The organism is Sphingosinicella sp. SM1-17, assembly GCF_056821765.1.
The window spans coordinates 3,358,863-3,376,180 of record NZ_JBPDIO010000001.1; the positions used below are offsets into that span (position 1 = coordinate 3,358,863).

17 protein-coding genes and 1 tRNA gene are annotated in these 17,318 nt (G+C 63.6%); 13 read left to right on the forward strand and 5 right to left on the reverse strand.

Translation table 11 applies throughout. The features are described 5' to 3' along the window. Positions 1-161 precede the first annotated feature (161 nt). From ACRYLT_RS16760 to ACRYLT_RS16770, 3 genes are all read left to right on the forward strand, one after another. On the forward strand, positions 162-2,432 hold the full coding sequence (locus tag ACRYLT_RS16760) for a putative bifunctional diguanylate cyclase/phosphodiesterase (protein WP_482665221.1): 2,271 nt from the start codon (positions 162-164) through the stop codon (positions 2,430-2,432). 33 nt (positions 2,433-2,465) lie between these two features. Next, positions 2,466-3,200, forward strand: coding sequence for a TorF family putative porin (locus ACRYLT_RS16765; protein WP_482665222.1), 735 nt, complete (start codon positions 2,466-2,468; stop codon positions 3,198-3,200). Between the two features lie 148 nt (positions 3,201-3,348). After that, positions 3,349-4,362: an MBL fold metallo-hydrolase gene (locus tag ACRYLT_RS16770; RefSeq protein WP_482665223.1), complete on the forward strand. Its 1,014-nt coding sequence runs from the start codon at positions 3,349-3,351 to the stop codon at positions 4,360-4,362. 11 nt (positions 4,363-4,373) lie between these two features. Here the strand turns inward: ACRYLT_RS16770 and ACRYLT_RS16775 are convergent. After that, positions 4,374-4,463 (reverse strand) — tRNA-Ser (locus ACRYLT_RS16775). Between the two features lie 185 nt (positions 4,464-4,648). Here ACRYLT_RS16775 and hspQ point away from each other — a divergent pair. The 4 genes from hspQ to ACRYLT_RS16795 all read left to right on the forward strand — a co-directional run bounded on the left by hspQ (position 4,649) and on the right by ACRYLT_RS16795 (position 6,727). Next, positions 4,649-5,029 (forward strand): heat shock protein HspQ, encoded by a 381-nt coding sequence (gene hspQ, locus ACRYLT_RS16780; RefSeq protein WP_482665224.1) that lies wholly within the window; start codon positions 4,649-4,651, stop codon positions 5,027-5,029. A gap of 128 nt (positions 5,030-5,157) precedes the next feature. Then, the gene (gene rplU / locus ACRYLT_RS16785; protein ID WP_482665225.1) at positions 5,158-5,700 is read left to right on the forward strand and encodes a 50S ribosomal protein L21; all 543 of its coding nucleotides are present in this window, start codon (positions 5,158-5,160) and stop codon (positions 5,698-5,700) included. 24 nt (positions 5,701-5,724) lie between these two features. After that, on the forward strand, positions 5,725-5,997 hold the full coding sequence (gene rpmA / locus ACRYLT_RS16790; RefSeq protein ID WP_482665226.1) for a 50S ribosomal protein L27: 273 nt from the start codon (positions 5,725-5,727) through the stop codon (positions 5,995-5,997). 169 nt (positions 5,998-6,166) lie between these two features. Continuing rightward, positions 6,167-6,727 carry a GNAT family N-acetyltransferase gene (locus ACRYLT_RS16795; protein WP_482665227.1) on the forward strand — a complete coding sequence of 187 codons (561 nt, stop codon included), beginning with the start codon at positions 6,167-6,169 and terminating at the stop codon, positions 6,725-6,727. A 75-nt stretch (positions 6,728-6,802) separates the two neighbouring features. On the opposite strand, the gene ACRYLT_RS16800 is transcribed toward ACRYLT_RS16795, so the two are convergent. Then, a complete protein-coding gene (locus ACRYLT_RS16800) occupies positions 6,803-7,651 on the reverse strand; it encodes a metal-dependent hydrolase (RefSeq protein WP_482665228.1) in 849 nt (282 codons plus the stop codon). A gap of 44 nt (positions 7,652-7,695) precedes the next feature. Between ACRYLT_RS16800 and ACRYLT_RS16805 the strand changes: the two genes are divergently transcribed. Next, the gene (locus ACRYLT_RS16805; RefSeq protein ID WP_482665229.1) at positions 7,696-8,271 is read left to right on the forward strand and encodes a TetR/AcrR family transcriptional regulator; all 576 of its coding nucleotides are present in this window, start codon (positions 7,696-7,698) and stop codon (positions 8,269-8,271) included. Between the two features lie 234 nt (positions 8,272-8,505). Here the strand turns inward: ACRYLT_RS16805 and ACRYLT_RS16810 are convergent, their stop codons facing one another. Beyond that, complete coding sequence (locus ACRYLT_RS16810) at positions 8,506-9,978, reverse strand: hypothetical protein (protein ID WP_482665230.1); 1,473 nt, start codon at positions 9,976-9,978, stop codon at positions 8,506-8,508. A 245-nt stretch (positions 9,979-10,223) separates the two neighbouring features. On the opposite strand from ACRYLT_RS16810, the gene obgE reads away from it, so the two are divergent. After that, entirely contained in the window at positions 10,224-11,258 is a 1,035-nt protein-coding gene (gene obgE / locus ACRYLT_RS16815; protein WP_482665231.1) for a GTPase ObgE, read from the forward strand. Beyond that, positions 11,255-12,187 (forward strand): NAD-dependent epimerase/dehydratase family protein, encoded by a 933-nt coding sequence (locus ACRYLT_RS16820; RefSeq protein ID WP_482665232.1) that lies wholly within the window; start codon positions 11,255-11,257, stop codon positions 12,185-12,187. Before obgE ends, ACRYLT_RS16820 begins: the two co-directional genes overlap by 4 nt. On the opposite strand, the gene ACRYLT_RS16825 is transcribed toward ACRYLT_RS16820, so the two are convergent. Continuing rightward, a complete protein-coding gene (locus ACRYLT_RS16825; RefSeq protein ID WP_482665233.1) occupies positions 12,180-12,644 on the reverse strand; it encodes a Pycsar system effector family protein in 465 nt (154 codons plus the stop codon). The two genes, ACRYLT_RS16820 and ACRYLT_RS16825, sit on opposite strands and share 8 nt — an antisense overlap. Positions 12,645-12,837: 193 nt before the next feature. On the opposite strand from ACRYLT_RS16825, the gene ACRYLT_RS16830 reads away from it, so the two are divergent. From ACRYLT_RS16830 to ACRYLT_RS16840, 3 genes are read left to right on the forward strand one after another with little or no spacing between them, the layout of a single operon-like run. After that, positions 12,838-13,086: an acyl carrier protein gene (locus ACRYLT_RS16830; RefSeq protein WP_482665234.1), complete on the forward strand. Its 249-nt coding sequence runs from the start codon at positions 12,838-12,840 to the stop codon at positions 13,084-13,086. Then, positions 13,083-14,345 carry a serine palmitoyltransferase gene (spt, locus tag ACRYLT_RS16835; RefSeq protein ID WP_482665235.1) on the forward strand — a complete coding sequence of 421 codons (1,263 nt, stop codon included), beginning with the start codon at positions 13,083-13,085 and terminating at the stop codon, positions 14,343-14,345. The genes ACRYLT_RS16830 and spt overlap by 4 nt, the downstream gene beginning before the upstream one ends. A 57-nt stretch (positions 14,346-14,402) precedes the next feature. After that, positions 14,403-16,421 carry a hybrid sensor histidine kinase/response regulator gene (locus ACRYLT_RS16840; protein WP_482665236.1) on the forward strand — a complete coding sequence of 673 codons (2,019 nt, stop codon included), beginning with the start codon at positions 14,403-14,405 and terminating at the stop codon, positions 16,419-16,421. Here ACRYLT_RS16840 and ACRYLT_RS16845 read toward each other — a convergent pair. After that, positions 16,378-17,271 carry a hypothetical protein gene (locus tag ACRYLT_RS16845; protein ID WP_482665237.1) on the reverse strand — a complete coding sequence of 298 codons (894 nt, stop codon included), beginning with the start codon at positions 17,269-17,271 and terminating at the stop codon, positions 16,378-16,380. The two genes, ACRYLT_RS16840 and ACRYLT_RS16845, sit on opposite strands and share 44 nt — an antisense overlap. Positions 17,272-17,318: the final 47 nt, after the last annotated feature.

Consider the following 17,318-nt stretch of genomic DNA (forward strand, 5'->3'; position numbering starts at 1 on the left):
CCCTCCCGGCCCGAACGGCCATCACGGCCCTGCTCGGCAGCGGCTGCGGCTGCTTCCGCTCATCTTCGGACCCGGAATAGGTAAAAACACAAGCGACGCTGAAACGTCGCGTGAACCCCGCGGGCATAGCCTCTCCCCGGCCTCAGAGCGAGGCGGGGGAAATGGCTGTGGCCGATCATTCGCACACGACATGGCGGTTCGGGCCTAAAATCCTGTTTCCAGTCGTTGCCGTGTCGTTGATCGCCACCGCTCTTTCGGTCTTCGCCCTCCACTGGACAACCCGCGGCAGCGACGAGGTCTCGGTCGAGCGGCAGATCCGAACGACGCGTCGGGCGATCGACGATGTAACTGCGCGACTCGCCCAGGAGCAGGAAGCGATTGCCGTCTGGGACGATCCGGTGGATCAACTGGCGTCGCGGGAGGTGGACCTCGCCTGGGTCGACGAGAATCTCGGGCTCTGGCTCCACAATCTGTTCGCGCATGATCATGTTTACATCCTCGATGTTCGCGACGAGCCGGTCTACGCCGGCCTTGACGGCAATATGGCACCAGCCGAGCGCTTCGAGGCCGTGCGTTCCGATCTGCGCCGATTTGTCGATCTGGTACGCGGGCGGTCCGACGAGCCGAATGGCCGGTTCGACCGTCTTCCCGGGCAGAGCCTTCCTGACCAGACCAACGTCCTGACGACGGAGAACGCGGTTCACGCAACCGGCTTGCTCAGCGTCGGCGGGCGACCGGCTGCTGTCAGCGTAATGCTGATCGTTCCTCACACCGTTGAAGCGCGCCGTCCGGGTACCGAGCCCATCATGATCAGCCTTCGCTTCCTGGACGGCGGATTCCTTTCAGAACTCGAACGCCGAAACCTGATCGATTCGCCGCGTTTTTCTCGCGAAGAGGCGTTTGAAGACGGTGAGGCCTCAATCCCGCTTCTTGGCAGAAAGAACGAGACGATCGGCTGGTTTGCGTGGCGTCCGGAACTGCCCGGATCGCAGATCAAAGCTGTTCTGCTTCCGATCGCGGTCCTGATGATCCTGGCAATGATCGGAACCATGGCCCTGCTCGCCCGCTGGCTGTGGCGAGCGACGGGGGAACTGCGCGACACCCTTGTCCAGCTCAGCGCCAGCGAGGTTCAGGCGCAGCACCTCGCCTTTCACGACACCCTGACCGGACTTCCCAACCGGGCGCTGTTCAATGACAGGCTCGATCATGCGCTGAACCGTGCCCGTCGAGGCGAGAGCCTGTCTCTTCTGCTGCTCGACCTCGATCGGTTCAAGCATGTCAACGACACGCTCGGCCACCTTGCCGGCGATGCCCTGATCCGCGAATTTGGCGCTCGGATCGCCGCCCTGATCCGCGAAGGCGATACGATGGCACGGCTGGGCGGCGACGAGTTTGCCGTGCTTCTGCCGGGCATGGAGTCCCCGTCCGATGTGGAGGCCCTTTGCGAGCGCCTCCTCGAGGCGGTTCACGCACCCTTCGAAGTGCTCGGTAGCTCGGCCTTCGTCGGAGTCAGCATCGGCATCGTCATGGCTCCCGAATTCGGACTCGACCGAGTCGACCTGATGCGCAAATGCGACATCGCCCTTTACCGCGCCAAGGAGGAGGGCCGCGACTGCTACCGCTTCTTCGTCGAAAGCATGGACGAGCGGATCCGCTTTCGAAGCGCGGTGGAAGAGGATCTCCGCGCCGCCCTTTCCGGTGGCGAGGAGCTCTACGTCCACTACCAGCCGCAGGTTTCGGCAGACGGCAAGTCGATCGTCGGTCTGGAGGCTTTGGCGCGCTGGCGTCATCCGAAGCGGGGCATCATCCCGCCCGAACAATTCGTTCCGGTCGCCGAGGAGACCGGCCTCATCTGCCAGCTCGGCGAATGGGTCCTGCACCAGGCATGCGTTGCGGCGCGGCGCTGGCCGGACTTGTTCATCGCGGTGAACCTTTCACCGGTCCAGTTTCGCGCCTCGGGTTTTGCCCAGCGGGCCATCGCGATAGCCGAGGGAGCGGGCGTGAAGCCGAGTCAGCTCGAACTGGAGGTGACCGAAGGCGTCCTGCTCGACGACGACGACCTGGTGCGCGCGGCTCTGACAGAGCTTCGCTCCGCCGGATTTCGGATCGCGCTCGACGATTTCGGCACTGGCTATTCGTCTCTCAGCTATCTGCGCCGGTTCGAGGTCGACAAGATCAAGATCGACCGATCCTTCATTCAGCATCTGGGGCAGCAGGTCGATTCGGCCTCGATCGTCGCCGCGGTGGTCACGCTCGGCCATGCCATGGGGCTGACCGTGACCGCAGAAGGCGTGGAGACTGCGGATCAGCAGCGTTTTCTGACCGTTGCCGGCTGCAACCAGATGCAGGGCTACCTCTTTTCTCGGGCACTCTCGGAAACTCAGGTGGAAACTCTGCTCGCCGAGCAGGACGCCCGCCGCAACGCCGCCTGACCCCACCCCTCTCCAGATTGAAAGTTCCTCGCCGTGCTTCGCCTTGCTTCCGCTGCCTTCGCTCTGACCGCCAGCCTCTTCTCGATGCCCGCAAGCACCGCAACGATGCCGGGGGGACTGACCCTGTCTGGCGAAGCTCAGCTCGTATCCGATTACCGCTTCAGGGGTATTTCGCTATCGGGGAGATCCCCGGCCGCGCAGGGCGGTCTCACCCTCTTTCACGAGAGCGGCCTCTACGGCACCGTCTGGAGCTCGACGATCAGCGAGACGGAAGGCGGGGCTGACGCCGAGCTGGACCTAATGATGGGCTATGCCGTCGAATGGGAGAGCGGCCTGGCCTTGGATGTCTCCGCAACCCAGTACCTTTATCCTTCGGACCGAGCCCTCGATTTCTTCGAACTGTCCGGAACGCTGTCCTATCCAGTCGGCACGACGACGCCGCGCTTCGGGTTGAGCTATGCGCCGGCTCAGGGCGCGATGCGCGACTCCTTCGGGACCAAGCGCGACAATCTGTACCTGTTCGCAGGTGCCGAACATGCCCTGTCCGGCACACCGGTGACGCTCGACGTTCAGCTTGGCTACGAGCGAGGCTATTTCGACGTGACGGACAAAGGCGGGAAGGTCGATTGGCGTGTCGGCGGCACCGTTGCCCTCCATGGGTTCGCCCTCGGACTTCATTATGCCGACAGCGACGCTCGCGCCCCGGACGACAGGGGACGCGACCTTGCCGCAGGCATGCTGCTGGCCTCGCTGGGCTTCAGCTTCTAGCCTCTCGCATCATCCCGAATCCTCAGCTCCTCGAAAGTGCGGCAGCCGGTCGCCGATAAAGGTCGTTCGTCGAAGACTGGTCGCCGAAGGATTAGTCGGCTGGCAGCAGATCGGCTGTCCGGTTTCCAACCAGGAATTGCGCAGACTGATGATCCGTCACCTCGCCGGAATGAGCCTTCTTTGCGCCGCCACTTTCGCGCCTCCAGCCGAGGCACAGCAGCTCGAGCGACTGACTGCGGACGTCGCGGTGCTGATCGGATCCAGCAGCAATGTGTTGATCCTGAGCGGACCGAACGGCGTCGTGCTGATCGACAATCAGGCGCCGAATGATCGCGAGCAAACCCAGGCGGCGATTGCGCAGGTGTCGAGCGCCGGATTACGCTACGTGATCAACACCCACTGGCATCTCGACCATAGCGGCGGCAACGACTGGGCCGGTCGTGCCGGAGCCACGATCATCGCCCATCGCAACGTTCGAGTTCGCCGGGCCGCGGATCAATATATGCGTGCGTATAACGCCCGGATCCCGGCGGCGTCCGCGGTCGCGCTTCCTAGCCTTACCTATGATTCAGGTCTGGACCTTCAGCACGGCGCCGAGATCGTCGAACTGCGCCATGCGCCCAATGCTCACACCGATGGCGACACGATCGTAACGCTCCGCAACGCCAACGTGATCCACATGGGCGACGTCTACTTCAACGGCTATTTCCCCTTCATCGACCGCGACAGCGGCGGCAGCATTCAGGGCATTCTCGCCGCGATCGAGCGCGTGCTCGCCGTCGCTGACGATCGTACGCGCATCGTTCCGAGCCACGGACCGATCGCGACCCGCGCGGAGCTCCAGGCCCATCGCGACATGCTGCAGGCCGTCGCCGGCGAGGTGCGCGAGGCAATCGCGGCGGGCGAAACGCGCGATCAGGTCCTCGCCTCGGAGCTACTGGCGCCTTATCGCCCAGGCCTGGAAGGTGACCCGGCCGGATTTCTCGGCGCGGTCTACGACAGTCTTGCCGCCGAGATGGCGCAGCGCTCTGCAGCCGGTCAAGCCTCCGGTCGCTGCCTCGCAGGTGCGTTTCCGGTCGGGTCCCGCCACCGGTATCAGATAGGTGAAGCGGGAAATCCGGTCACTCCCGCGAGGCGTAGCGGGTCAGCCAGAGGGGCTTAGAACAAGCAAGCTGGCGGAGAGGGAGGGATTCGAACCCTCGGTACCCGTGAGGGCACAACGGTTTTCGAGACCGCCCCGTTCGACCGCTCCGGCACCTCTCCGCTGCTTGAAAGCAGGTCCCTTCCCAGATGTCCGTGGAGCCAAGCTTCCTCGGATGTCCTCGGGGACCGGTCGATGAGCCGCGCGCTCTAACCCAAGCCCCTCCCCTTGCCAAGCGTCTCCTGAGCCTGTCGCAAGTGGACCAGCTTGCTTGTGTTGCGCGCAATCCTCCCTACATATGGTAGCGATGACCGAGCCTCGCAACCACAGCTTCGATTCCTCGATTGCGCTCCAGGCGCCGCCCATCGCCCATGCCCGGTTTTCGATCGGCGAGGTCGTCCGCCACCGCCTGTTCGACTTCCGCGGCGTGATCTTCGACATCGATCCGGTCTTCGCCAACAGCGAGGAATGGTATGAGGCGATCCCCGAAGAAATCCGTCCCCCCAAGGACCAGCCCTTTTATCACCTGCTCGCCGAAAATTCGGAATCGTCCTACATCGCCTATGTCAGCCAGCAGAATCTGGTTCCCGATTTGGAAGGCGAGCCGGTCGACCATCCGGCCATTTCCGGAATGTTCGAGGGCTTTTCGGATGGACGCTACCGGCTGAAGCGCGAACGGCGTCACTGAGACGGCGCCGGGCCCTGCTCTTGGTTGACAGCCACGCTGTCCCTATGTAGCAGCCGGCGTCTCCGCGCGGGCCTCGGCCGGCGCGGTCAAGCATTTTGGAAGCATCGGAAAGAGCCATGTTCGCAATCGTGCGCACGGGCGGCAAGCAGTATCGCGTCGCCGCCGGAGACAAGATCGTCGTCGAGAAGCTTGCCGGAGAGGCTGGCGACACCATCACCCTGGACGACGTCCTGCTCGCAGGCGACGGCGGCGAGCTGAAGCCCACGGACGGTCTCACCGTCTCGGCCGAGATCATCGCCCAGGCCAAGGGCGAAAAGGTGATCGTCTTCAAGAAGAAACGGCGCCACAATTATCGTCGCAAGCGCGGCCACCGCCAGCAGCACACGATCCTGCGAATCGTCGGTATCGGCGACCAGAAGGCCGCCGCGCCGAAAAAGGCAGCCAAGAAGGAGGCTCCTGCCCCGTCCGAGGCTCCCGCCAAGATCGAGGGCGCGGAGAGCCCGATGACGGACAATCCGGCGCCGAAGAAGGCGAAAAAGGAGACGGCCGCAACCGAGGCCAAGGCCGAGGCGCCGAAGAAGGCCGAGCCGACGGCAGGCGAAACCGACACCCCGGCCGCGCCGAAAAAGAAGGCTTCGACAAAGAAGCCGGCGGCTGATAAAGAAGCCTGAAGAGATTTAGAGTAGGCATTCGTCATGGCACATAAGAAAGCAGGCGGCTCGTCCCGCAACGGCCGCGACTCCCACAGCAAGCGCCTGGGCGTGAAGAAGTTCGGCGGTGAGGCTGTCCTCGCCGGCAACATCATCGTGCGCCAGCGCGGCACGAAATATTATCCGGGCAACGGCGTCGGCATGGGCAAGGATCACACCCTTTTCGCCCTTACCGACGGCCGCGTCGCGTTTCGCGACGGCAAGCTCGGCCGCAAGTTTGTCCATATTGACATGGGGCAGATTGAGGCAGCGGAATAGGGGTAGTCGAGGACGGGCTACCCAGGAAGGGGTGGCCCCGGGTTCTCGTCAGGGAACCGTAGTGAGGGAGAGGGTCACCCCCTCTCCCTTTTCATTTCTCCCTCACGCGAATGTCGCCGGACCGAAACCGATTTTTGGTCAAGGCCGGTGCAAGTGAAGGGGAAGAGTCATGTTCGCGAGGACCGAAAGACTGCTGCTGCGTCCCGGCTGGAAGGAAGACGCGCCGGCCCTGCACCAGGCGATCGCCGACGAGCGGATCGTTCGCAATCTCGCTACGGCTCCCTGGCCCTATAGCCTTGCAGATGCCGAAGCCTTTCTGTCGCGAGAGCGCGACCCGCTCGATCCCAGCTGCCTCATCTTTCTGCGCACCAGGGGCGCTCCCCGCCTGATCGGCGGAATCGGCTTCGGTCGAATGCCATCGGGCGCCCACGAATTCGGCTATTGGATCGCCCGCCCCTATTGGGGACTTGGCTTCGCCACCGAAGCCGGTCGGGCGGTGATTGCAGCCGCTCGCGACTCGCTGCGTCTGAGACGAATCATCGCCGGTCACTTCCTCGACAACCCCGCCTCGGGCCGGGTGCTCGCAAAGCTCGGTTTCCAGCCGACCGGAGTGACGGCCCACCGTTATAGCGCCGCCAGGGGCAGGGAAGCTCCTTGCAAGCTGTTCGAGCTGGAACTGCAAGGAGAGCTGGACCAGCCGCTCGAGCCTGCCTGCGCGATGGCTGCATGAATCCTGCCCTCGCTTCTCCCGAATGGGGAAGCGGGGGCAGCTTCGGTTTCCGAGGGATCGGGGCGAAGAGCGGCGCTAAGCCGCGGGGACCGGTCCCCGGTCGAGCGCCCGTTCCGCCGCTGCGATCAACTGGCGATCGTCATGGTTCCAAGGATGAAATCCCGGCAAAAAGAAGGCGAGCCAGGCGCCGAAGATCCGGCGCAACATGCCGGGACGTATCCAGGCAAACCAGAACATCCGAGCCCATGCCTTGGGCCCGGTGATTCCGTCCTGCCGCAGAAGCTCCAACGTGCCTCGAGTGCGGTCGACAAGAAAATTCCTGGTGACGTAGAGCATCACCATCGTTTTGACCTTCCAGCGCTTCGACCGGGGCCAACCACGGGTGGCGTGCAACCAGGTGTCGTAGGCGACACCCTTATGTTCGATCTCCTCGATCGCGTGCCAGCGCCACATGTTCGCGCTTTCCGGATCGGCCTTCCCAAGGTGACGCGGATCCCTGAGCAGCTCATGCGCCAGGATGGCGGTGAAATGTTCAAGGCACATGGTCGCGGCGAGGCTGACGATCGGCGGCTTCGCCCGGGTGATGGCAAGACGATGATCGACCTGATCTTCGAGCGGCTTGAGATCGTAACCCGCCTCCAAGGCTCGCCTGTTGAACTGCACATGCTCCCGGCTGTGCATCACTTCCTGGGTGACGAAGGCCTTGATCTCGCCTTCCAGCTTGGGTGGAACGCCTTCGCGAAACCGGCGCACGCTTTCGACGAAAAAGCCCTCCCCCTTCGGGAAAGTTGCCGACAAGGCATTGTAGAAAGCGGTGGCGATCGGATCGTCGCCCATCCACCACCGTTCCTGCTTTGAGCCGCGACCGAAGCGACGATCGCGAGGCGTAATCGCCAAGTCTTGAGGTGTACCCGCACGCGGCATGCTGTATCTCCGTCGGTCATGGCCGCTACAAGATACTTACATAGATGTCAATAGTTCGCGAGCGCCTGTCGCCCCAGGAAAGCCGTGCCGCTGCTCTTGAAGCGGCGCGCCGGCTGCTGATCGAGGAGGGTCCACAGGCCGTTACTCTGAAAGCCGTGGCAGCAGAGATTGGCAAGACGCATGCCAACCTGCTCCATCATTTCGGCTCCGCTGCTGGACTGCAGGCGGCGCTCGCCGAGTCGATTAGCGAGCGGGTCTGCGCCGGGATCGCGGACGCCGTCCAGAAAGCCCGCGCCGGCGAGGTTGACCCGATCGCGATCGTCGATCGGACGTTCGACGCCTTCGGCCGCGAAGGCGGTGGGGCTCTTGCGGCCTGGATGATCCTGTCGGGCAATCGCGACGCCCTCAACCCGATCCTGGAGGCGATTCACCAGCTGGTCGATCAACTCGGCGAGGGCAATGACCGACCGGTACACGAGACGACTCTCTGGCTGGTCCTCGCGGCTATCGGAGACTCGCTGCTGGGCGGCCCAATGGCCAAGGCTTTGGGGCTGCCGCGCGAACGGGCGCGAGAACTGGCCCGACGCCAGTTGATCGCTTCGTCAGACCTCCCAAGGTGATGGCGGACTTTCCGCTCACCAGGAACTGCAGTGATTCAAGGCAGCGACTGCCACGGACCAGAGCCTCTTGCCTGTCGGCCGTAATTGGATTTGCCCAAGCAAGGATTCTCCGACAGAGGTTCGTCTGGACCGCCGCTCCTTCTAGGCGATCTGCTAGCGGCAAACGCAGACAGTGAAGTCTCTATGGGGCGTATAGGTCCGGCGCCCCCCGGAAGGGGCGCCGGAACCATTGGTTTACTGGTTGACAGTTGCGCTGTTGCCCATGCCGGACTGGCTGACGATGGCCTGGTTTCCGCTGGTTGACTGCAGCACGGTGGCGATGTTCGCCGTTCCTGCCTGCTCCACCAGTGCCAGATTGCCGGTCGTTTCCGAGTCCTGAGTGATCACGGCATTGTGATCCGAACCGGCCTGCACGATCGCGGCATCGCTGTAGGTCCCGTTCTGCACGATGCTCGCCGTCGTGCCGGTGGCAGACGCAAGGCTGACACTGCTGTAATCGCCCTCAAGCAGCTCCGCCAGGTCAGCCGTGACTCCTTGACCGACGCCGCCGCGATTGCCCGCACCTTCCTGCTCGATGGTCGCCGAATTGAGGAAACCAATCTGGGCAACGGCGGCAAGAGCGGCGCCCGTCTGCGCTACCTCCGCCGTGTTGGTATTGCCGATCTGGGCCACATAGGCGCGCGCGCCATCGCTCGGCTGATCGACGGTCGCCGTGTTGAAGCCGCCCTGCTGATAGACACCGGCAGACGTAGAGTCGCCCTTCTGATTGACGCTCGCCTCATTGCCCTCGCCGAGCTGACCGACAGCCGCTTCCGCACCAACGCCGCTCTGAAGCACGAGCGAATATTGTTCAGCGCCGTCTCCGGACTGGAACACCTGGGCCGACGAGTCCGCTCCGCTCTGGCTGACGATGGCATTGTGGCCTTCGCTGCCTTCGCCCGACTGAACCACCGATGCCTCGCTGCCGCTGGCCGACGACCACTGGGTAACCCTCGCCGAATGAGTGATCGGCGCGGCATAGCTGCCCGACCCCGCGCCGACCCCCGACTGAACGACGGAGACGCTCGCATCCGCGGCGGCCTGGCTGACAATCGAACTGTGCGAGAAACCGGATTGATCGACGGTTGCGGAAGCCCCCGTGGCCGTGGCCTGCTGGGTGATCGTCGAGCCGACCCGCGGACCAACCTGGACTACCTCGGCCGACTGGCCGTCACCATATTGGAAAACGTTGGACCGGTTGGTGTCGGCAGCTTCAGCATTGGTCTGGCTGACCAGGATGGTGGAGCCGTCGCCCGTCTGCGAAATCATGCTGTCATTGTTGACATAGCCTCCACTTCCGGCGGTCTGGGCGACCTCGACCGACGAGTCGCCGTTCTGGGTGATGCTCGATCGGTTGCCGTCGCCCGCCTGGCCGACCAGGACGGTGCCCCCTGCCGTCTGCCCGATGATCGAGCGATTGTCGCTGCCACCGTTCTGGATCGAGGTGGCGGAAGCGCTCGTTCCCGTCTGGAAGATGCGGATCTCGGAGCCGAGGGAGCCTTCGTTCTGCTGTGCCACGGCCTCGTTGCCAGAACCCTGATCCTGGTCGACGAGAACGATTCCGTTTTCGCCAGCCTGGCGGATGTCCACACCATTGCTTTGTGCGGAAGCGGATGCCGCCGCCAAGAGTGCCAGCGTGGACACGGATGCGTAGATGATGCGCTTCATTTCCAACCCTTTTTGTTATGGAATAGTAGGCAACGCGATTAAGGCGGAGCGATGTGAAGCTGCACAAGCGCCCTACCGACTCACGTCAACGCCTCGTTAACCATCGCGCACTACGGTTTAGAGCCGACCGCTTCTCACTTCGGTGACGGGCAGGTTGCGTTGTGGTGACGGCGTCCCGTCATGGCACGGGTCCGGGTCGACGGCCGCCCACTTCCCTCACGCGGATCGCAACCTATAGAGTCGCCATGCATTTCCTCGACCAGGCCAAGATCTACATCCGATCCGGCTCCGGCGGCCCGGGCGCCGTGAGCTTCCGACGCGAGAAGTTCATCGAATATGGCGGGCCCGACGGCGGCGATGGCGGCAAAGGCGGCGATATCGTTTTCGAAGCCGTCGAGGGGCTGAACACCCTTATCGACTTCCGCTACACGCAGCATTTCAAGGCCCCCCGAGGCAAAGGCGGCGCAGGCCGCAACCAGACCGGCGCAAGCGGCAAGGACCTGGTCATCAAGGTGCCGATCGGGACTCAGATCCTGTCGGACGACAAGGAGCATGTGCTGGCCGACCTGACCGAGGCAGGGCAGCGAATCGTCCTGCTCAAGGGAGGCGATGGCGGACGGGGCAACGCCAGCTACAAGACTTCGACGAACAGAGCGCCGCGCCAGCACGGTACCGGCTGGCCGGGCGAGGAAATGTGGGTCTGGCTTCGGCTCAAGCTGATCGCGGACGCCGGGCTGGTCGGCCTGCCGAATGCGGGCAAGTCGACCTTCCTCAACGCTGTCTCCAACGCCAAGGCGAAGGTCGGCGACTATCCGTTCACCACCCTCCATCCGAAGCTTGGAGTGGTTCGTCACAAAGGCGTCGATTTCGTTCTCGCCGACATTCCCGGCCTGATCGAAGGCGCGGCCGAGGGAGCGGGGATCGGCGACCGCTTTCTCGGCCATATCGAGCGGACGCGCGTTCTGGTCCATCTGGTCGATGCCAACAACGAGGATGTCGCCACGGCCTATCGAACCGTGCGGGAGGAGCTGGAAGCCTATGGAGCCGGGCTCGGTGACAAGCCCGAGATAATCGCGCTCAACAAGGTCGACACGATCGACGAAGAGCTTTCGAGCGCGCTCGCTGCCGAGCTGGAGGACGAGGCCGACTGCAGCGTCTATCCTGTGTCCGGCGCCAGCGGCGAAGGAGTCGAAGCGGTCCTCGATGCGATCCTCGGGCAGCTCGGCCAAGTCCAGCGCAAGCGGGCCGAGGATGAGGAGAGCGGCTGGTCCCCCTTATGAATCGAACGAGATCGAAGATCCGCACCCTTGCCGTGACCGGCGGCACAGGCTTCGTCGGCTCGCACCTGCTGAGAGTGGCGCTCGAGCAGGGGTATGAGATCCGCGCTCTCACACGAGGCTGGAAACCGCCCGAGGAAAGACTTGATTGGGTGGAGGGGGCACTCGACCGGCCGGAAAGCCTTCGCAAGCTCTGCGACGGTGCCGATGCGGTGATTCACATCGCCGGCCTCATCAACGCCGCGACTCGCGCTTCCTTCGAAATGGTGAACGTCGGCGGGACGGCCGCGATGATCGACAGCGCTCGAAGAGAAAACGTTCGGCGCTTCATCCACATCTCGTCGCTCGCGGCTCGCGAACCGGAACTGTCCGACTATGGCTGGTCGAAAGCGAAGTCCGAGCGGCTGGTCGCTGCCTCCGGGCTCGACTGGACGATCATCCGGCCGCCCGCCGTCTACGGCCCCGGTGATCGTGAAACCTTCGAGCTGTTCAAGATGGCTCGGCGCGGCATCGTCGCCTTGCCACCGAAGGGGCGCTTCTCCGTCGTTCATGTCGAGGATCTCTGTCGGCTGATCCTCGCCGTGCTCGAGGAGCCCGAAACCGTGTCCGAGCTCTACGAGCCGGACGACGGGCTGGCCGAAGGTTGGGACCATCGTCATTTCGCTCGAACCCTTGGCCGAGCGATGGGCAGAAGAACGGCCGCCCTTTCAATGCCCAGACTCGTGCTGAAGGGGGCCTCGCGACTCGATAGCCTGGTCAGGCGCGACAAGGCGAAACTGACTCCGGATCGGGTGCGCTACTTCTGTCATCCCGACTGGGTGGTGACGGCACAGCGGCGCCCGCCCGAAGGTCTGTGGAAAGCGCGAATCCGAACGCCCACAGGACTGAAAGAAACGGCGGAATGGTATCGACAGCAGGGCTGGATCAGGTGACGTAGAGGGTGACGTAAGCGATGCAACTTGCCACCAGTCCGGCAAGGAATGTCTTGTACGCATAGCCCAGCATCCGATATTTCTTGTTCTGAAGAACCGATCCTGCCTGGTGGATGTCGCGTGCCATGGTCCGGTAAATGCGATGGTCGCTGTGCAGCCGCGACAATAACTGTTCGATGAACTCCTCCTCGTCCATCTGGCTGAACACGCCGAAGAACAGGATATTCTCGCGCGGCGAGCGTTTCGGCCTCGTCGTCTTGGGAAGCACTGCCAGCACGGCGAAGATCGCCGAAAAGAAGGCCGCGCCCCCAAGGATCAGCAGGGGAATGGGGGTGCTCGAACCCTGAGCCTTCCCGATCGTGATCGTGAAGATGACGAAGGTGGCGCCCATCAGGATGCTGGCCTTGTGGTCGGCCATCGCCGAAAGCTGCAGCTGCGCAAGCTGCGTCGTTCGCATCAGGTGAACCGCATTCGGCGGGTAGTTCGGCGCTTCAGTTTCTCCCTGGTCCGACAACTTCTTGAATCCTCGGCTACTCGTCGGAGGGCGTCATGACACGGCTCCAATGGCATTGCCAAGCCCGCCTCGCCGCCGCCCGTTTTCTGCCCTATTCGCTTGGCAGACATTCTTCCCGAACCTAAAGGGCAGCCGCATGAGTGACCGGGACCAGACCTTTGCCAAGGTCGCTGAGCTGATCGAGCCGTTCAATCGGAAAGGAGTCCCGCTGACGGACGCGACGACCTTTGCCGGCGACCTCGAGTGGGACAGCCTCGTCGTGATGGACTTTGTTGCCTCGGTGGAGGACGAGTTCGACATTCTCATCACGATGAACATGCAGGCGGAGATCGAGACTGTCGGTCAGCTCGTCGACGCGGTTTCGAAGCTGAAGAAGGGCGCATGACCGACCCCGCCCTCGACACTCTGAATCCTTCCGGCTCCTCCGCCCCGCGCGGACCGGCGCCAGACCTGTTCTCCAAATTCGACCCGCTGATCGATCAGCGCGAAGCCCTGCTCGCCACCGGCGTCAAGGATCCGTTCGGATTGGTCATGGAGAGGGTGCTCTCCCCTACCCGCGCAATCTGCAACGGCCGCGAAACCATCCTGCTCGGGACGTACAATTATATGGGGATGACGTTCGATGGAGACGTCATCGCCGCCGGGAAACAGGCACTGGACGAGTTCGGCTCGGGAACGACCGGGAGTCGCGTCCTCAACGGCACCTATGTCGGGCACAAGGCCGTCGAGGAGGCGCTGAAGGATTTCTACGCCATGGATCACGCCATGGTCTTCTCGACCGGATACCAGGCCAATCTCGGAATCATTTCCACGCTGGCCGGCAAGGGCGACTATGTCGTCCTCGACATCGACAGCCACGCTTCGATCTATGACGGATGCAAGATGGGGGACGCCGAGATCGTTCCCTTCCGCCACAATGACGTGGTCGCCCTCGAGAAGCGACTGGCGCGAGTCCCGGCCGAAGCCGGGAAGCTGGTCGTCCTGGAGGGCGTCTATTCGATGCTTGGCGATGTCGCGCCGCTTCGCGAAATGGTCGCCGTCTCGAAGGCCGCCGGCGCCATGGTGCTGGTCGACGAAGCGCATTCGATGGGCTTCATTGGCCCCAATGGCCGCGGCGTCGCCGAAGAGCAGGGCGTCCTTGACGATGTCGATTTCGTCATTGGCACCTTTTCCAAGAGCGTCGGGACGGTTGGCGGCTTCTGCGTTTCCAATCACCCGAAGTTCGAGATCCTTCGTCTCGTCTGCCGCCCCTACGTCTTCACGGCTTCGCTTCCGCCAAGCGTCGTTGCCACCGCTGCAATCTCGATCCGCAAGCTGATGCACGGCCACAACAAGCGGGCTCACCTTTGGGAGAATAGCAAGCGGCTGCATGCCGGCCTCAAGCAGCTGGGCTTTCAACTGGGCACCGAGGAACCGCAATCGGCAATCATCGCCGTCATCATGCCGGACCTCGAGAAAGGGGCCGCGATGTGGGAAGCCCTGCTCAGTGAGGGCGTTTACGTCAATCTGGCCCGTCCGCCAGCCACTCCAGCCAATATGACTCTGCTGCGCTGCTCGCTCTGTGCCGAGCATAGCGACGAGGAAGTGGGCGAAATTCTCCAGAGGTTCGAACGGGCCGGACGGGTCGCCGGAGTGATCGGCTGAGCAAGCGTTTAACCCAAAGGCTTTCCATCCCCTTCACCTTCTTCTAAATCCGGCCGCATGGCGGATGAGCCGATCGAAGCCGCGGCCGAAGAGAGCGGCCCGCCTCCTTGGCGTGCCCTTTGGGTGAGCGCCGCGGCGCTGATCGCCACGCTGGTGCTGATCTCGCTCATCTTCATGATCACCTGGTCCAATCGCGCTCGAGACGAGGCTCTGGGCTGGGAGCGGCGGACCTATGAAGTCATGCTTCTCACTCGCACCATCGATGCCACCATTGCTCGCTCGGAGGCGGCATTGGGCCGGTACGTTCTTGACGAGAACCAGCATACCGGGACCGATTACTATAATGAGTGGCGTGCGGCAGGCTTCCAAATCGGTCAGTTGCAGCGGCTGCTTCGACGCGATCCCGAGCAGACCCGGCGTGTGGAAGAACTTCAGCAGCTTTATCGTCAGCGCGGCCGCGAACTCGCCCCTGCGGCGAGTGCCGCCGAACGGCGCGCAGGCACCGGTGGATTAAGCCTGCTCTATCAGGCCGCGTCTTCGCCGACGCTCCCCGCGCTTCGGGCCCAGCTGGAGCAGATCGCGCGAGCGGAACGGGCAAACCTCACCCGCCGAATGGAGCAAACTCGCGGTTTCGTCGCTCGTGCGGACGCCTATACCGAGTGGCTCGGCTGGCTAGCCATTCTGATCGGTCTTGGTGCCGTCGGCCTGGCCGTGCTGGCATGGCGCTCATTCCTCGAGGGGCGGCGAGCTCGTCAGGAAGCGGACATCGAGGCCTGGCGCTCGCTTGAGCTCGAACGCGCCGTGCAGGAACGCACCCGCGAGCTCAGCGAGGCGAATGAGCGGCTCAAGGCCGAGGCGGCCGAGCGTGCCGCTGCCGAGGAGAAGCTGCGCCAGGTCCAGAAGATGGAGGCGGTGGGCCAGCTGACCGGAGGTATCGCCCACGATTTCAACAACATGCTCGCGGTCGTCGTCGGTGGACTGGACCTTGCCCGGCGAAAGCTTCACGGATCGCGCCGGGAGGTCGAGTTCCACCTCGACAGCGCCATGGAAGGCGCGACTCGAGCCGCGGCTCTTACCCGTCGATTGCTCGCCTTCGCCCGGGCCGAGCCCCTGCTCCCCGAACCGGTGGCGCCCTCGGAACTGATCGAAGGCATGCTGGACCTTGTGGATCGGGCGATCGGCGAGCGAATCACGGTTCACACCAGCTTCGCGCCGGAAGCCTGGCATGTGTGGGCCGATCCGACCCAGTTGGAGAATGCGATCCTCAACCTCGCCGTCAACGGCCGCGATGCGATGGAAGGCAGCGGCGAACTGACTCTCAGGGTTGAGAATGTCTCGATGAATCATGGGCAAGTCGAGGATCTGCCCGAAGGCGATTACGTCCGGATCAGCGTCTCGGACACTGGCCGCGGAATCGCCCCAGAACATATTGATCGCGTCTTCGAGCCGTTCTTCACGACCAAGCCGATCGGGAAAGGCACCGGACTGGGCCTGTCGCAAATCTTTGCCTTCGCCCGCCAGTCGGGCGGCGATGTCCGCATCGCCTCCGAGGTTGGCAAGGGCACCACCGTCTCACTCTATCTGCCACGCTTCGCGATCGGCGCCGATCAGCTCCCGAAGCGGCCGCAGGCGCCGTCGGCGCCGGTCGAAGAGCGGCCGCCGGTCCGTCCCGGAGCGTTGATCCTCGTGGTGGAGGACGATCCCCGGGTCAGCCGGTCAACCGTATCGGCCCTGGAGGAGCTCGGATATCGCCCGATACCCTGCTCGAGCGGTGCCGAGGCGCTCGATCTTCTCCAGGGCGAACCTGCCATCGCCCTCGTCGTCACCGATGTGATGATGCCTGAAATGACGGGCACCGAGCTCGCCGCGGCGATCCGGCGCCGTCGCCCGGAGGTTCCGATCCTGTTCGTGACAGGCTATGTCGGTGAAGCCGGTGAGAAAGATGAACTGATCGGGGGCGAACTGCTGCGCAAGCCGTTCACCCTCGCCGCACTCGCCCAGGCGGTGAGCGCTGCGCTCGCCCGGGCGCCGATCAGCGAATCGCGCCCCGCCGCAGCAGACGAGGCAGCAGAATAAGAGCGGTCAGGATCGGCCAGCGCCGCTGCCACGGCTTCAATTCAAGCCGGGTGCCCGCATGCCGATTGATCTTCCAGGCAAGATAGTCGGCTCCTCCCGCGAAAGTGGTCGAGGCCTTCGCCAGTCGGAGCAGCGTCAGCACCTTCCCTTGCCGCTGTCGCCTCTTCCAGTTTCGCCGGGCGAGCGTCGGTTCCGCCGGAACCGCCGCTAGTTCGGCGAAGATGGCTTGACCGATCCGCTTGAAGCGCTCCGGATCGGCTTCGACGATGGAACCGGGCCGCTCCCGCCGCTCGGCGCGCAGTTCGGCTCCGTAGGTCAGCTCATAGCCCGCGCGAAACACGGCAAGAGGATCGCCCCGTTCCTCGGCCATGGTCGGCAGGGTAAGCGCAAACAAGGTGGGAGCGGCTTGGGCGACACTGTCGACCACTTCCGAACGGGCCGCCTCGTCGCGAACCCAGACGAGACGCGAGGGCTGGGAGAAGCGTGCCCAGACAGAGGTGCTGCGCGCCTCCAGGCCGCATTCCCGAGCGAAATCGGCTTCGCTGAGGACCGCATATTTGGCGACCAGCCCCTCATGCTCGAACGGAAAGACGTTGGGCGGGATGATCCGGTTCGCCAGGGACAACCAGCCTCGGCCATAGGCTTCGCGGTAGCTGGAGACGATAAGATAGAAATCGAGCATAAGGCCCTCCAGCTCCCGCTCACGCAAGCAGGAACCATAGAAGAGAACTGCCCGAGCCGCGTCCGGATATTCGGAGGCGAGAGCCGCCGCCATTGCAGCGGCGCGGGGATCGACCGGTTCGTCCAGTTCGGCGGCCACGAGATCGCGCAGGGTGATCGGCTCATTCATCAGCGGCCTCCTTAGTGCCGGAGCGGAAATGAAGCGACTGCTTACGA

Bases quoted from the DNA above. Each gene is read 5' to 3' on its own strand.
- ACRYLT_RS16810 (WP_482665230.1), bottom strand. From the start codon at position 9,978: ATGAAGCGCATCATCTACGCATCCGTGTCCACGCTGGCACTCTTGGCG.
- spt (WP_482665235.1), top strand. From the start codon at position 13,083: ATGACCGACCCCGCCCTCGACACTCTGAATCCTTCCGGCTCCTCCGCC.
- ACRYLT_RS16760 (WP_482665221.1), top strand. From the start codon at position 162: ATGGCTGTGGCCGATCATTCGCACACGACATGGCGGTTCGGGCCTAAA.
- ACRYLT_RS16795 (WP_482665227.1), top strand. From the start codon at position 6,167: ATGTTCGCGAGGACCGAAAGACTGCTGCTGCGTCCCGGCTGGAAGGAA.
- ACRYLT_RS16800 (WP_482665228.1), bottom strand. From the start codon at position 7,651: ATGCCGCGTGCGGGTACACCTCAAGACTTGGCGATTACGCCTCGCGAT.
- ACRYLT_RS16840 (WP_482665236.1), top strand. From the start codon at position 14,403: ATGGCGGATGAGCCGATCGAAGCCGCGGCCGAAGAGAGCGGCCCGCCT.
- ACRYLT_RS16770 (WP_482665223.1), top strand. From the start codon at position 3,349: ATGATCCGTCACCTCGCCGGAATGAGCCTTCTTTGCGCCGCCACTTTC.
- ACRYLT_RS16830 (WP_482665234.1), top strand. From the start codon at position 12,838: ATGAGTGACCGGGACCAGACCTTTGCCAAGGTCGCTGAGCTGATCGAG.
- ACRYLT_RS16825 (WP_482665233.1), bottom strand. From the start codon at position 12,644: ATGCGAACGACGCAGCTTGCGCAGCTGCAGCTTTCGGCGATGGCCGAC.
- rpmA (WP_482665226.1), top strand. From the start codon at position 5,725: ATGGCACATAAGAAAGCAGGCGGCTCGTCCCGCAACGGCCGCGACTCC.
- ACRYLT_RS16820 (WP_482665232.1), top strand. From the start codon at position 11,255: ATGAATCGAACGAGATCGAAGATCCGCACCCTTGCCGTGACCGGCGGC.
- ACRYLT_RS16805 (WP_482665229.1), top strand. From the start codon at position 7,696: ATGTCAATAGTTCGCGAGCGCCTGTCGCCCCAGGAAAGCCGTGCCGCT.
- hspQ (WP_482665224.1), top strand. From the start codon at position 4,649: ATGACCGAGCCTCGCAACCACAGCTTCGATTCCTCGATTGCGCTCCAG.
- ACRYLT_RS16845 (WP_482665237.1), bottom strand. From the start codon at position 17,271: ATGAATGAGCCGATCACCCTGCGCGATCTCGTGGCCGCCGAACTGGAC.
- obgE (WP_482665231.1), top strand. From the start codon at position 10,224: ATGCATTTCCTCGACCAGGCCAAGATCTACATCCGATCCGGCTCCGGC.